Below are 14,054 nucleotides of genomic sequence, written 5' to 3' on the forward strand. Positions count from 1 at the left end.
CATTATGTTTCCTATCTATTTTACGTTAAATATCATAAAAAAAAAAGAATATTATCATAAACTTATTTATCTAGACAACAATCGTAAACTATTGAGCAAAAATACATAAAAATACTCCTAATCTAAAAATTAATAAATAACAGATTAAGAGTATTTTAAGAAAAGCTTAACATTTATACCTTTAACATATTAATTGGGTCTAATAAACCACATTTCTGTTTCATAATTATGAGTAATACGCTGTGCTACTTCTGTCTTATCTTCACCGCCACCATACCAGTTTTGATCTAAGCTTTGGAATTGATTTAAATTACCGTCAGCATTACCATTCAAAACAATAGCAGTATGACCTGCACCAGAACCATAGTCTTCATTAAATACAACAATGTCACCTGGTTTAGCCACAAAAGATGGCGTGTTTTTATAAACAGTTGCCTCACCTGTAAAGTCATTTGCAGTAGGTATATCTTTAGCGTAGTCACCATGTAAACCATGACCATATAAATAATTCCAATAATAATTAACTAAATCGAAACATTGCCAACCATAATAGCCATCGAAATCCCATCCTTTACCTTCTAATGAATTTATATAATCCATTGCAGCTGATGAAGACTTAGTTGCTTCTTCCTTAACTTTACTTGCTTTTTTATCATAATTTCTATAATCAACTTCAATATTCTGTATCTTAGGTGATTTATCTTTTGAGGTACCTTCCTTTGCATCAACTTGAGCATTCAAATTCAAAACTGCCAAACTCGTAAGTGCCATCGTTAATAAAAATTTTCTGTTACCTTTCATATATCCCCCTTATGATTTATGTATAGTAATTATTCCATATGGAATAATTACAACATTTTAACATAATAATAGATATGTGAATAGTTCATCATTTGTGTATGAGTGATTTAAAACTAACTATATCAACATATAAAAAATCCCGTTAGGCATATACCTACGGGATTTTGTAAAGTGGATTATTTCTCTAATGATTCAATATATTTAACAGCGTCACCAACTGTGTTGATTTTTTCTGCTTCCTCATCAGGGATTTCCATATCAAATTCATCTTCTAATTCCATTACTAATTCAGCAATATCTAGAGAATCAGCACCTAAATCATCTTTAAATGAAGCTTCAGGTGTTACTTTTTCAGCGTCTACTCCTAGACGATCTACAATAATGTCTTTTACTTTATCGAAACTTGCCATTCCATTCACCTCCTTTAAATAATTTAAAACTTTTATATTTCACACTAACATGAATAATACCAAATTATTGCATGTACATGCCACCGTTAACATGAATTGTTTGGCCAGTAATGTAATTTGCTTTTTCACTCGCTAAAAATGCTACTGTGTGCGCAATATCACTATCTTCACCAAAACGATCTAAAGGTATCTGTGATTTCATTTGTTCTTTTAACTCATCTGATAATTGATCAGTCATATCAGAAACAATAAATCCTGGTGCAACAGCATTACATGTAATGCCTCGAGATGCTAATTCACGAGCGAATGTTTTCGTCATACCTTCTACACCTGATTTTGTTGCAACGTAGTTAATTTGTCCTGGGTTACCTACTGAACCTACTACACTAGACAAGTTAATAATACGTCCTGATTTTTGTTTTAACATCGGTCTTGTAACTGCTTGTACACAGTTAAATACACCTTTTAAGTTTGTATTGATTACATCATCCCACTCGTTTTGTTTCATTCTCATAAGTAAGTTATCACGTGTGATACCAGCATTATTTACAAGTACGTCGATGGTTCCAAATTGATTTAATGTTTCTTTAATCATTGCTTTTACTTCGTCTTGTTCGCTTACGTTAGCTTGTATTGCGAATGCGTCTACGCCGAAAGTTTTTATTTCAGAGACAACTTTTTCTGCTTTTTCTTTATTCCCAGCATAATTGACTACAACGTTATAACCTTCTTCACCTAGTTGTAATGCTATTTTTTTACCTATGCCTCGAGAAGCGCCTGTTACAAGTGCAGTTTTTGTCATTATTCATTCCATCCTTTAACATCATCAATTGTTTGAATTGAAGTTATTTTAACATCTCTGCTTATTTTTTTAACAAGTCCTGATAAAACTTTGTTTGGACCTATTTCTATAAAGTGATCAACACCATCTGCAATTAAATATTCAATGGATTGACTATATTCAACTGGTGAGAACAATTGTTTTACCATATTTTCTTTAAAAACGTTGTGATCTGTTTCTGGTTTAGCATGAACGTTTTGTACAATTGGGTGTTCTGCGTCGTGCCATTCAAATTGATCTATGTATGCTTTGAAATCTGCAGCAATAGTTTTCATCATAGAAGAATGGAAAGGACCAGATACTTTTAATGGCATAACACGTTTAGCACCTAATGATTTACCTTCTGATACTAATTTTTCAATTAAAGTTGTGTGACCAGAAACTACAATCTGACCAGGACAGTTTATGTTCGCTGGTTCTATTATTTCATCTTCTGTTGATAATTTTCCACAAATTTCTCTAACTTCATCAATATTTAATCCTAATACTGCAGCCATTGAACCTACGCCTTGAGGAAACGCTTCAGACATTAATAGTCCACGTTTATGTACAATTTGAACTGCATCTTCGAATTTTAATACACCTTCTGATACTAATGCTGAATATTCACCTAAACTATGTCCTAGTGCATAATCATAGTTTATATCTTTTAAAGTATTCATCAGTGCAGTACTATGTGTTAATAAAGCTGGTTGCGTATATTCAGTTAAACCTAATATACCTTCTGAATCTTTAAACATAACATCTAATAAATCGAATGATAATGATTCATTAGCTCTATCTAGGATAGAAGTAGCGTTGATATCTGTTTGGTATAAATCTTCTGCCATACCTACTTTTTGTGATCCTTGACCAGGAAACATGATTGCTATTTTACTCAATTACATCACCTACTGCCTTTCTCATTTTATCTACGATTTTTGTATCTGCAGCGAGTTTTGCTTGTCTTATCGCGTTATAAAATGCACGCTCATTAGAAGAACCATGCGCTTTTACTACAACGCCATTTAATCCTAGTAACACAGAACCGCCATATTCTGCATAATCCATTTTATCACGAATTTTATTGATGTCTTTTTTTAATGTCAATGCAGCGAGTTTATTTTTAGTTGATGAAAACATTGCTTCTTTCATCATTTTAAAAATAGCACTAGCAGTACCTTCGATTGTTTTTAAGACCATATTACCACTATAACCATCTGCAACAACAACATCACATGCATCTAATAATAAAGATTTTGACTCTACGTTTCCAATAAAATTATCAAAACTTTCTTGTTTTAATAATTGGTATGTCTTTTTAGTTTGTTGATTACCTTTTGATTCTTCAGTACCAATGTTCAGCAAAGCTAATGATGGGTTATCAATGCTTCTAACTTGTTTAGCATAAATTTCGCCCATTTTTGCATATTGCACTAAATGTTCAGGTTTAGCATCAGAATTCGCACCAATATCTAAAAACACAAAACCTTTACCCGTAACCGTAGGGAATGTTGCGACAAGCGCTGGTCTTTCTATGCCTTTAATTCTTCCAACAATAAATAAGCCACTACTCATCAACGCTCCTGTATTCCCCGCAGATACACAACCTTCTGCCTTACCTTCTTTCACAGCCTGAGCCATTAATACCATAGATGCGTTTTTCTTTCTTTTTATAGCTCTTACAGGTTCATCATCCATTGTTATCTTCTCATCAGTATGTGTAAAAGTGATGCGTTCATGTTCAAAATTATATTTCTTTTCATCACCAAAAAGTAATATTTCTAAATCCGGAAAATCATTTACGGCATTTTTTACCGCTTCTATTACGATATCTGGAGCTTCATCTCCACCCATCATATCTACCGCAATTTTAACCATTTTTTTCACCCTCGCTTGCATAATACATTTCAAATTGTCCCTTAAATACTGTCTCTCCATGCACTGTACTTGTTACATCAACTTTAGCAATATGTTTAGATTTATTAATCACCGTAGCTTTAGCAATTACTCGCTCATTCAACTTAACTGACTTTATAAATTGTACAGAACCTTTAGTCGTTAAAGCTAATTCATCATTAATAAGTGCAACACATAGAGAATTTGCTTGGGCGAATATATAGTGCCCTCTCGCAATTTTATTTCTTGTAAAAACATGTTCATCTTTAATATCTAAAAGTGAAATTGCGGATTTATCTAATTCTATGTCTATAATTTCACCAATTACATCTTCTATCGGTAATGATTTAATTTCATCATGTTGTTTTGTTGCAACGTCTTTAATACGACGCCTTAATTCAGGAATGCCAAGCTCCATTCTATCTAATCTAATAGTTTGGATGCTTACATTAAAATATTCACTTAACGTTTCGTCAGTAACAAACGGTTCTTCTTTTAATCGATTTGTAAGTTCTTTCTGACGATTTGCTTTTGTTAATTTCATCTCATCCAAATCCATTCTATTATGTACTTATAGCTATAATTAGCACCTGCTATCATGACCTACCTTATTTATACTAACACGGGCACGACAATATTCTCAACAAATTATACAATAAAAAACGAGTGAAATTTATTTTTTTCACTCGCTTGGTCTTAATTATGCGCTTTTTTCTTCAATTGCTGTGTAAATCATACGTTCTTCAAACAATAAAGTATCAGGATTATAAGAATCACATGTAATTAAAGTGAGTTGGTTTGGCTTATCTTTATGCTCATTTAACACTTCTACTTGTGTTGGCTTAACGTTTTTAATATTATCAATTTTAAATGTTTTTTTACCTTCCTTAGTAATCAATTCTACTTTATCTCCAATTTTCGCTCTATCCAAATAGTTAAAGCGAATACCAGCGCCTTCGACTCTATGACCAGCTATTGCAACATTTTGTTCTGTAAGTTTTTCACCTTCCTCTACTAACGATAAACCATTTTTTAAATTTTGTTCTGTTGCGGGACCTTTAAAAATCGGCTCATTAATATCAGCTGTCGGTATTTTTAAATAACCAACCATATTATCATTTATTTCAAGCTCATTCATTTCCGTCTTCGTAATCCAAGATTCAACAGGATTTACTTTTACTTTATTATCTTGATTTTCGTATGAAGTAATCACTTTATCATTTACGCGTTCTGTAAAGTATGTTCTAACGTCATTCCAAAAGAATATCGTGATCGATACTAAAATGAGTAAAACACCAATTGTTCTTAATACCCATCTCATAATACTTACCTACTCTCAAATAATGGTAATTTAAATTTATACAATCGGCTTTCTCTTGTCAATCGAAATTTTGCTCTTCCATTGTTTCTTGTACTAACAGTCTCAATTTATCATATTTAGGTTTGAAAAACTCACCCGATTGAACCAATTCACTTGCTTCATCTCTCGCTACTTCAAGCATTCTATAGTCTTCCACTATATTTGCTACTCTAAAGTCTGGTAAACCACTTTGTTTAACACCAAAGAAATCACCAGGGCCACGCATTTCTAAATCCCTTTCAGATAAATAGAAACCATCTGTAGATTCTGTCATAATATGCATTCGTTCAACACCACTTTCAGTTTTTGGTGAAGCAACAAGTGTACAGTAACTTTGATGATTACTTCTTCCTACTCTTCCTCTTAATTGATGTAGTGTCGATAATCCAAATCTATCAGCATCATATATTATCATGAACGTAGCATTTGGAACGTTAACACCTACTTCAACCACAGTTGTAGAAACTAAAATAGCAATTTCATTATTGCTAAATCGATTCATAATATGGTCTTTTTCATCCGATGTCATTTTACCGTGGAGTAAACCAACTTTTTCAGATCCAAACTTCAATTGTAGTTGTTCATATATAGCGGTAACATTTTGGACATCTAATGCTTCGCTCTCTTCAATGAGTGGACATATTACATAAGCTTGTCTACCTTTAACTATCTCACTATTAAGCTGATTTAACACACTATCGATTTCATCGTGTTTTGCCCACGAAGTGATGATTTTCTTACGACCTTTGGGCATTTGTTTAATAGAGGAGACGTCCATTTCTCCAAAAGCTGATATAGATAACGTTCTAGGGATGGGTGTCGCAGTCATAAATAATACATTTGTATCTGCACCTTTTTCTCTCAACTTTTTACGTTGATTCACACCAAATCTATGTTGTTCATCAATAATAACTAAACCAATATCATTAAATTCCACATCATCTTGTATAAGAGCATGTGTACCTACTAATATATCTACTTGTCCAGCTCTTAATTGTTCAAGTAAAAGCTTTCTTTTTTTACCTTTTACCGAACTGGTTAATAAAGCCACGTTCAAACGACCTCCAAATAACTCGTCTAAACTAATAGCATGTTGTTCTGCCAAAATTTCTGTAGGTACCATTAATGCACTTTGCTTATTCGCATTAAACATTGCATAAATAGCAATAGCAGCCACAACTGTTTTTCCTGAACCAACATCACCTTGTAAAAGTCTGTGCATCTTTATAGGTGCTTTTAAATCTCTGAAAATCTCGTTCACGCTACTCTTTTGAGCATCTGTTAATTCAAATGGCAACGTATCTATAAATTCTTTAACATCTTGAACATTATAATTTAAACCTTCAATTTTGTTTGCTTCTTTTTCAAGCTTACTTAACCACTTCATTTTAAGTTGGAATAAAAATAGCTCATTAAAAGCAAAAGTTCGACGCGCCATTTTTAAATAATCAAACTCTATTGGTCTATGTAAAATTGGAATAACATCTTTTAAAGACATCAATTTATATTTACTAATTAAATCTTCTGATAACCATTCGTCAATATCTACTAAACTTAATGCTTGTTCAATATATTTATTAAGTTGCTTTTGCTTTAGTCCTTCTTTCAAACGATATATTGGCGTTAATGTATTGCCACCTTCTTGTCTTTCGGCCATTACTTTCTGTCCAGTAATAATCTGCTTTTTATGCTCCCATTTTCCTTTTACAGTTACAGTTTCGCCCATTACTAAACGTTTTTTCAAATATGGTTGATTAAAGAAAGTCACTTTTACTGCAATATTATTTATCATCATATGACATGTGAGTTTCGAACGATTTCTACCAAAAAAAGCTACTGTTGGAGATGAATAAACTTCTCCTGTAACCGTCACGACATCACCATCTGATGCTTCATTTAAATTAATAACAGATTCATCTTCATAACGTGTCGGTAAATATAAAACTAAATCTTCTAATGTATGAATATTTAACTCATTCAATAATTGAAGACTTTTCGGGCCAACACCTTTTAATTCTTGTAGTTTGTGATTAGTATATATCAGATGTTGCTTTTTCATTTTTATCACCTAAATTAATTAATACTACTATTATAGAACATTTATATTTATTAAACCAATTGTTAAGAAAGTCATGAGACAAGATAATAGTAGTTTCCCTGAAATAATATGTACATAAAAAGCACCTACATAAACATATACTTTCAATACCGAAGATATAAATAAAAGCTCCTAAGCCGTTATCTAAAAACAACGGATTAGGATCTTTACTATGAAATTAGGATTGTAATCCTTTCACATAGCACTTTTATTGTTTATGAATTTCCGAAGATTTCTTGTTTCAATCTTTCACCTGTTGGTGTACCTGCTAAGCCACCTCTACCTGTTTCTCGAAGCGCTGAAGGCATTGTTTGCCCTATTTTGTACATAGCTTCGATTACTTCATCTGTAGGTATTCGTGACGTTACACCTGCTAATGCCATATCAGCTGAAATAATAGCATTTGAAGCACCAGCAGCATTACGTTTAACACATGGTACTTCTACAAGACCGGCTACTGGATCACATACTAATCCAAGCATGTTTTTCAGGCTGATCGCAAATGCTTCAGCAGACTGTTGTGGTGTACCTCCAGCCATTTCAACTGTAGCTGCTGCACTCATTGCTGCTGCAGATCCAACTTCAGCTTGACAACCGCCTGCAGCACCAGAAATTGAAGCATTATTAGCAACAACAAAACCAAATGCTCCTGTTGTGAATAGAAAATGAATCATATCTTCTCGTGATGGATTCAGGCGTTTTTTTAATGCAAACAATACGCCGGGCGCTACACCAGCAGACCCTGCTGTTGGCGTTGCACATATTTTACCCATCGCTGCATTTACTTCATTAGTCGCGACTGCTTTACTTACAGCATCTATCATTAAGTCTCCAGAAAGTGATTTACCGCTTTCTAAATAATCTTGTAATAATACAGCATCCATACCAGTTAATCCTGTAGTGGAAGTCACACCATTAATACCACGCTCTATAGCTTTCTCCATTGTATCAAGGTTGCGTTCCATATTTTTATACACTTCTTCTTTGGAGAGCTTTGTTACGCTTATTTCTTGTTCGATCATAACTTCGTATATTTTTTTATTTTCTTTTTCACATATTTCTATAAGTTCTTTTACACTTTGAAACATTATAACCCTCCTTTTTAACTTACCCCATTAATGACACAGTTTGTACGCCGTCAATTTCTTGTATTTTGTTTAATACTTCTTGTGGTATATCATCGTCCAATTCACAAGTCATTAAAGCGAGTTCACCTTTTTCTTTACGAGCTACTTGCATACTACCAACATTAATTCGATATTCACCAAAGACATTTGTAACTTTCCCAATTGTCCCAAAAGTATCTTTATGAAAGACAAGTAACGCTGGATAATTACCACTGATTGCTATCTTAAATCCATTGATGGCAACAATTTCAACTTTACCGCCACCTATAGAAATACCTTCTACTGAAATTTCTAATTCTTCATTACGCATACTAATAATCGCAGTGTTAGGATGCGATCTTTCTTCGAACATCTCTATAAAATTAACCTCAATACCTTGTTGTTCTGCATCTTTTAGACTTGTTTTAATTCTATCATCGTCTGTATCGTACCCTAAAAGACCACCCACAAGTGCGACATCTGTTCCATGTCCTTTATAAGTTTCCATAAAAGAACCATATAAATATATATCTACATGCTTCGGCTTCCCATTAAAAAGCCCTCTAGCTATTAAGCCGATTCTAACTGCCCCAGCAGTATGAGATGATGATGGTCCAACCATAACAGGACCTATAATGTCAAAGACACTTGTATATTTCATCAATTATCACTCATTTCTCTTTTGATTTCACCATACCATTATAACAACTTCACTAAATTTTGTAAGCGTTTTAAAACAGAAAAAACAACAACGTCAAATTATTAACATTGTTGTTCTTCATTGCTTTTAATTATTCAACTGAGAATAAGAATGAATAAATAGGTTGATCACCTTGATGTACTTCAATTTCAACATCTTCATAGTTTTCTTCAACATAACTTTCTAGTTTACTCACTTCTTCGTCAGTTGCATCTTCACCTTTAATGATTGTTAAAATCTCACTATCTTCATCTAGCATATCATCAATTAACTTTTGACTAACGGCTACATGATCAGAATCACTTACTTTAATTTTACCTTCATTAATTCCCATGAATTCGCCTTTTTTGATTGTGATACCATCAATATTCGTATCTCTTACCGCATAAGTAACAGATCCAGATTTAACGAATTGCATTGCATCTTCCATTTGTGCTTTGTTTTCTTCTATAGACTGCTCTAAATTGAAGTTTAACATTGCTGATAAACCTTGTGATACAGTCTTAGATGTAACGACAGCTACTGGAATATCAACTAATTGTTCAACTTGTTCAGCTGCCATAATGATATTTTTATTATTTGGTAGAATAATTGCTTTCTTACAACCAGATTCTTTTACTACTTTTACAATGTCTTCAGTCGATGGATTCATAGTTTGTCCACCGCTAATTACATGAGTTGCACCAAGCGATTTAAATAATTTAGTGATACCGTCACCCATTGAAATTGTAATCACTGCAGTGTCAATTTCTTCTTGTTTTTCTTGTTTTATTTTTTTATCTGCACTTTTTCTTAACACTTCTCTGTGTTGTTCGCGCATGTTTTCAATTTTCATTTTAATAAGTTCACCATATTGGCTACCGTAAGTTAACACTTCACCAGGCGTTTCTGAGTGTACATGGACTTTAACAATTTCATCATCAGAAATAACTAATAATGAATCACCAAATTCACTCATATCTTGTCTAAATTGTTCTTCATCAAATGGTTTTTTATCTTTATCGAATCGCACCATAATTTCTGTACAGTAACCATAAACAATATCTTCTGTATCGATAATGCCGCCAAAATCATGATCATCATTTATAAATTCGTCAGTATCTACTTTTTCTCTGTTTGGAGCTATTTTTTCTCCTTTTAAAGTAGCAAGGAATCCTTCATAAACAAACATCAAACCTTGTCCACCACTATCGACAACACCTACTTCTTTAAGTACAGGTAGTTGGTTTGGTGTATTATCTAGTGCTACTTGACCTGATTCAATAACCGCTTCCATTACAGTAATAATATCGTCTGTTGTCTCAGCCGATTTTACTGCAGCCTCACCAGCTTCTCTTGCTACTGTTAGTATTGTACCCTCAACAGGTTTCATAACAGCTTTATACGCTGTATTAACACCTGCTTGGAACGCTTTAGCAAATTGTATAGCATCTATTTCATTTTCATTTTCAATTGATTTAGAAAAACCTCTAAATAACTGGGATAATATTACGCCTGAGTTTCCTCGCGCTCCCATCAATAAACCTTTAGAGAAAACTTTTCCTACTTCTCCTATATGTGCGCTGTTTTGGGTTTTCACTTCACCTGCGCCCGATGACATAGATAAATTCATGTTTGTACCTGTATCACCATCTGGAACTGGAAATACGTTTAAAGAATCTACAAAATCTGCATTGTTTGATAAACTATCTGATCCTTGAACGATCATATCAGCAAACAATTTGCCGTCAATCTTTTTCATACTCTAATTGCCTCCCTATGCTTCCTCATCATCATTAATCACACGAACACCTTGGATATATATGTTTACTGCGTTGACTTTTAATTTTAATGATTGCTCCAAAGTATATTTAACAGCAGATTGAACATTGTTTGCTATTTCTGAAATTTTAGTTCCATAACTCACAATTATATACATATCAACGTCAAGCACACCTTCATTTTGAGATACGATAACGCCTTTAGAGTAATTATCTCGCCCTAAAATCTCAGCAATTCCATCTCTTACTTGATGCTTACTTGCCATTCCAACAATACCATAACATTCTACAGCAGCTCCGCCTGCTAATGTTGCAATAACATCATTTGATATATCGATACTGCCATACTCATTTGTAATTTCTAAAGTCATGATTTCGTCCCTCCTAATAATCTAGAATATATACGTATTTATTTTCATTATTTATGTTCTTTTTAATTATACTTAAAATAACATTCAAATCGCAAGAATTCATCATTTTATTGTTTTTACGTAAGCAACGTTTTCACAAGATATAATTATAACAAATAAACTCAACTTTAAAATACTTTTAGCGAAATTTGTTGATATTTTTTCTTATTTTTGTAAATTAGATATTGAAATGGCATAATACGCGTGTTATATTATTAAAGTGTGTAAACGTAAATAAATGTGTATTTATATTTCATTAAAGGAGGATATTTATGGCTAAAGAATGTTTCGTAACAGGTCGTAAAGCTAGAACGGGTAACCATCGTTCTCACGCATTAAATGCTAACAAACGTCGTTGGAACGCTAACTTACAAAAAGTTAGAATTTTAGTTGACGGTAAACCTAAACGTGTATGGGTTTCTGCTCGTGCTCTTAAATCAGGTAAAGTTACACGCGTTTAATGAATATAAGTCACATATAGTAAAGAGAACCTTTGTGTGGAAGGTTCTCTTTTTTTATATGTCTTTACTTTGAATAATTAATACATTTCCTAACTCAACTTGTACGAAACCTCGTTCCAATCCCTCTTTAAACTCATTGCTAATGGTTAACGTAGAACCTTGATCTAGTGTTGTAAACGGCAATTCATATTTCAATTCATCCAATTTAATTCTAATACCTGTATTTAAAGGTACAAATGATACATAAGTCATATCTTCTACTCTAAATATTTCGTGTTTCCCAGGTTTTAAAACACTTATATGATTTTGTTGATCAATAAGTGAAATTTTAAAATCTTGCTTTAAAAATTCTGGTTTTGTTAAAATTTGAACCGCGCCCATATAGTGATCTAATCTGCCACCTGTTGCGCCATAAATTTCTATTTCAGTATATCCCATATCAACCGCTAAATTTACTGCTAACGCTAAATCTGTATCATCTTTTTCTTTCTTGACGGGGTAAACATCTATAGCTTTCCTTATTTGTTCTAACTCTTGTTCATTAACAGAATCAAAATCCCCAACTGCTGATACAGGCTTGATTTGATTGTTAACCAACTCTAAAGTGCCTCTATCTACACCGATCCAGTCTACATTTTTATCATCAAATAGATTAGATGGAATATTTCTTACGCTACATAATAATTTTACTTTCAAAGTTAATCACCCTTTAATTTAAGTACAGGTTGCTTATAATCATCATGTTTAAAATAATAAGATCCTGCTACTAATATATCAGCGCCCTTATCTATGCATTGAGCACTTGTGGTTTCGTTGATACCACCATCGACCTCTATTTCAAAGTTTAAACCGTGTTCTTGTCTGTACTCATTTAACCATTCTATTTTATCTAAAGTTGTTTCTATGAATGATTGGCCACCAAACCCAGGATTAACTGTCATGATTAATACAAAATCAACATCTTGTAATATTTGAGCTATTAACTGCACAGGCGTTCCTGGGTTGATAACGACTCCAGCTAATTTATCATGTGACTTTATTTGTTGTATAGCTCTATGGATATGCGGTGTTGCTTCATAATGAACTGAAACCATGTCACTACCAGCTTCACAGAATAAATCAATCATTTGTTCTGGATCTTCAATCATTAAGTGTGTATCAATCGTCATATCAGTTATTTTTCTTAATGATTCTAGTATTGGTAACCCTATTGAAATGTTAGGAACAAATTGTCCATCCATCACGTCAAAATGTAATATATCTGCTCCACTTTCACGAACTTTATCTACTTCTTCTTTTAAAATTGAAAAATCACATGCTAATAGTGACGGTGCTATTTTGACCATTAATATCTTACCTTTCTATTTTGTATTTCTTCGAATAACGCTACATAATGATTATATCTCGTTTTATAAAATTCTCTTTCTTCGATTAAAGTTTTAACTGCGCACTTTGGTTCGTTAATATGTGTACAATTTCTAAATTTACATTCTGATTTTACTTCTTCAAATTCAGGAAAATAATTTGTTAAATCTTCCTTTTCAATATGAGAAAAATCCAACGCACTAAACCCTGGAGTATCAGCCAAAAATCCATCTTCCATTTCAAAAAGTTCGACATGTCTAGTAGTATGTTTTCCTCTATTTAATGCTTTAGAAATCTTGTTTGTTTCAATATTTAAGTCTTCAAATAATCGATTCATCATAGATGACTTTCCTACACCTGACTGACCACTTAAGACGATAATACCTTTTATGAGCGGTTTGATTGTTAATGACAAATCATCGTCATTACCGACAAAAATTGTTTCATAGCCAATCATTTTATATTCATTTAACAACTGTTTAATCTGTGCGCTTTGTTCATCAGTAGCCAAGTCTTTTTTTTGTGACACATATGACTGGTGAAATATTATATGAATGAACTACGACTAAAAAACGGTCCAAAAGCTGTTGACTCAGTTCTGGTTCTACTGCGCTCATCACTACAATTACTTTATTAATGTTCGACACAGGAGGTCTTAGTAATATATTCTCTCTTTCATGAATATGTTGAATATAGCCACCGGTTTCATTCTCTACTTGAAAATCAACAATATCCCCAACTGTTGGTGATGTTTTCTTTTTACGAAATAAACCTCTAGCTTTTGTTATATAAACTCCATCTTCAGTTTGAACCGAATAATCGCCGCTAATCGATTTTATTATACGACCTGTTTTCAATTTAACA

At 32.9% G+C, this 14,054-nt stretch carries 15 protein-coding genes and 1 pseudogene; 1 reads left to right on the forward strand and 15 read right to left on the reverse strand.

All coding sequences use genetic code 11. From position 1 onward, the window contains the following. Positions 1–189: 189 nt before the first annotated feature. The 12 genes from CD135_RS02945 to CD135_RS03000 all read right to left on the reverse strand — a co-directional run bounded on the left by CD135_RS02945 (position 190) and on the right by CD135_RS03000 (position 11,325). The gene (locus tag CD135_RS02945) at positions 190–801 is read right to left on the reverse strand and encodes a CHAP domain-containing protein (protein WP_103268790.1); all 612 of its coding nucleotides are present in this window, start codon (positions 799–801) and stop codon (positions 190–192) included. A 176-nt stretch (positions 802–977) separates the two neighbouring features. Further along, positions 978–1,211: an acyl carrier protein gene (locus tag CD135_RS02950; RefSeq protein ID WP_017000113.1), complete on the reverse strand. Its 234-nt coding sequence runs from the start codon at positions 1,209–1,211 to the stop codon at positions 978–980. A gap of 64 nt (positions 1,212–1,275) precedes the next feature. Next, on the reverse strand, positions 1,276–2,013 hold the full coding sequence (gene fabG / locus CD135_RS02955) for a 3-oxoacyl-[acyl-carrier-protein] reductase (protein WP_064211536.1): 738 nt from the start codon (positions 2,011–2,013) through the stop codon (positions 1,276–1,278). Then, positions 2,013–2,933: an ACP S-malonyltransferase gene (fabD, locus tag CD135_RS02960; RefSeq protein ID WP_103268791.1), complete on the reverse strand. Its 921-nt coding sequence runs from the start codon at positions 2,931–2,933 to the stop codon at positions 2,013–2,015. Before fabD ends, fabG begins: the two co-directional genes overlap by 1 nt. After that, the gene (gene plsX, locus CD135_RS02965) at positions 2,926–3,912 is read right to left on the reverse strand and encodes a phosphate acyltransferase PlsX (protein WP_064204048.1); all 987 of its coding nucleotides are present in this window, start codon (positions 3,910–3,912) and stop codon (positions 2,926–2,928) included. Before plsX ends, fabD begins: the two co-directional genes overlap by 8 nt. Next, positions 3,905–4,489 carry a transcription factor FapR gene (gene fapR, locus CD135_RS02970; protein WP_017000117.1) on the reverse strand — a complete coding sequence of 195 codons (585 nt, stop codon included), beginning with the start codon at positions 4,487–4,489 and terminating at the stop codon, positions 3,905–3,907. Before fapR ends, plsX begins: the two co-directional genes overlap by 8 nt. Positions 4,490–4,630: 141 nt before the next feature. Continuing rightward, positions 4,631–5,251 carry a class A sortase gene (locus CD135_RS02975; protein WP_103268792.1) on the reverse strand — a complete coding sequence of 207 codons (621 nt, stop codon included), beginning with the start codon at positions 5,249–5,251 and terminating at the stop codon, positions 4,631–4,633. Between the two features lie 58 nt (positions 5,252–5,309). After that, complete coding sequence (recG, locus tag CD135_RS02980) at positions 5,310–7,349, reverse strand: ATP-dependent DNA helicase RecG (protein WP_103268793.1); 2,040 nt, start codon at positions 7,347–7,349, stop codon at positions 5,310–5,312. Between the two features lie 254 nt (positions 7,350–7,603). Next, positions 7,604–8,476, reverse strand: a complete 873-nt coding sequence (gene sdaAA / locus CD135_RS02985; protein ID WP_064204051.1) for an L-serine ammonia-lyase, iron-sulfur-dependent, subunit alpha — start codon at positions 8,474–8,476, stop codon at positions 7,604–7,606. A gap of 19 nt (positions 8,477–8,495) precedes the next feature. Then, the gene (sdaAB, locus tag CD135_RS02990; RefSeq protein ID WP_017000121.1) at positions 8,496–9,155 is read right to left on the reverse strand and encodes an L-serine ammonia-lyase, iron-sulfur-dependent subunit beta; all 660 of its coding nucleotides are present in this window, start codon (positions 9,153–9,155) and stop codon (positions 8,496–8,498) included. Positions 9,156–9,285: 130 nt separating this feature from the next. After that, complete coding sequence (gene fakA, locus CD135_RS02995) at positions 9,286–10,935, reverse strand: fatty acid kinase catalytic subunit FakA (protein WP_103268794.1); 1,650 nt, start codon at positions 10,933–10,935, stop codon at positions 9,286–9,288. 15 nt (positions 10,936–10,950) lie between these two features. Further along, positions 10,951–11,325: an Asp23/Gls24 family envelope stress response protein gene (locus tag CD135_RS03000; RefSeq protein WP_017000123.1), complete on the reverse strand. Its 375-nt coding sequence runs from the start codon at positions 11,323–11,325 to the stop codon at positions 10,951–10,953. Positions 11,326–11,636: 311 nt separating this feature from the next. Here CD135_RS03000 and rpmB point away from each other — a divergent pair, with 311 nt between their 5' ends. Beyond that, complete coding sequence (gene rpmB / locus CD135_RS03005; RefSeq protein WP_017000124.1) at positions 11,637–11,825, forward strand: 50S ribosomal protein L28; 189 nt, start codon at positions 11,637–11,639, stop codon at positions 11,823–11,825. Between the two features lie 54 nt (positions 11,826–11,879). On the opposite strand, the gene CD135_RS03010 is transcribed toward rpmB, so the two are convergent. The 3 genes and pseudogenes from CD135_RS03010 to rsgA form a co-directional block, all read right to left on the reverse strand. Continuing rightward, the gene (locus CD135_RS03010; protein ID WP_064211539.1) at positions 11,880–12,521 is read right to left on the reverse strand and encodes a thiamine diphosphokinase; all 642 of its coding nucleotides are present in this window, start codon (positions 12,519–12,521) and stop codon (positions 11,880–11,882) included. A 2-nt stretch (positions 12,522–12,523) separates the two neighbouring features. Continuing rightward, positions 12,524–13,171 carry a ribulose-phosphate 3-epimerase gene (rpe, locus tag CD135_RS03015; RefSeq protein ID WP_017000125.1) on the reverse strand — a complete coding sequence of 216 codons (648 nt, stop codon included), beginning with the start codon at positions 13,169–13,171 and terminating at the stop codon, positions 12,524–12,526. Beyond that, positions 13,171–14,047: pseudogene (gene rsgA, locus CD135_RS03020) on the reverse strand (ribosome small subunit-dependent GTPase A). Before rsgA ends, rpe begins: the two are co-directional and overlap by 1 nt. Between the last annotated feature and the right edge of the window lie 7 nt (positions 14,048–14,054).

This window comes from Mammaliicoccus lentus, assembly GCF_002902755.1.
GTDB lineage: Bacteria > Bacillota > Bacilli > Staphylococcales > Staphylococcaceae > Mammaliicoccus > Mammaliicoccus lentus.

What these genes read in the sequence shown, in the direction of transcription:
- CD135_RS02945 (WP_103268790.1), bottom strand. Translation starts at nt 801, where the DNA reads ATGAAAGGTAACAGAAAATTTTTATTAACGATGGCACTTACGAGTTTG.
- CD135_RS02950 (WP_017000113.1), bottom strand. Translation starts at nt 1,211, where the DNA reads ATGGCAAGTTTCGATAAAGTAAAAGACATTATTGTAGATCGTCTAGGA.
- fabG (WP_064211536.1), bottom strand. Translation starts at nt 2,013, where the DNA reads ATGACAAAAACTGCACTTGTAACAGGCGCTTCTCGAGGCATAGGTAAA.
- plsX (WP_064204048.1), bottom strand. Translation starts at nt 3,912, where the DNA reads ATGGTTAAAATTGCGGTAGATATGATGGGTGGAGATGAAGCTCCAGAT.
- fapR (WP_017000117.1), bottom strand. Translation starts at nt 4,489, where the DNA reads ATGGATTTGGATGAGATGAAATTAACAAAAGCAAATCGTCAGAAAGAA.
- CD135_RS02975 (WP_103268792.1), bottom strand. Translation starts at nt 5,251, where the DNA reads ATGAGATGGGTATTAAGAACAATTGGTGTTTTACTCATTTTAGTATCG.
- recG (WP_103268793.1), bottom strand. Translation starts at nt 7,349, where the DNA reads ATGAAAAAGCAACATCTGATATATACTAATCACAAACTACAAGAATTA.
- sdaAA (WP_064204051.1), bottom strand. Translation starts at nt 8,476, where the DNA reads ATGTTTCAAAGTGTAAAAGAACTTATAGAAATATGTGAAAAAGAAAAT.
- sdaAB (WP_017000121.1), bottom strand. Translation starts at nt 9,155, where the DNA reads ATGAAATATACAAGTGTCTTTGACATTATAGGTCCTGTTATGGTTGGA.
- fakA (WP_103268794.1), bottom strand. Translation starts at nt 10,935, where the DNA reads ATGAAAAAGATTGACGGCAAATTGTTTGCTGATATGATCGTTCAAGGA.
- CD135_RS03000 (WP_017000123.1), bottom strand. Translation starts at nt 11,325, where the DNA reads ATGACTTTAGAAATTACAAATGAGTATGGCAGTATCGATATATCAAAT.
- rpmB (WP_017000124.1), top strand. Translation starts at nt 11,637, where the DNA reads ATGGCTAAAGAATGTTTCGTAACAGGTCGTAAAGCTAGAACGGGTAAC.
- rpe (WP_017000125.1), bottom strand. Translation starts at nt 13,171, where the DNA reads ATGGTCAAAATAGCACCGTCACTATTAGCATGTGATTTTTCAATTTTA.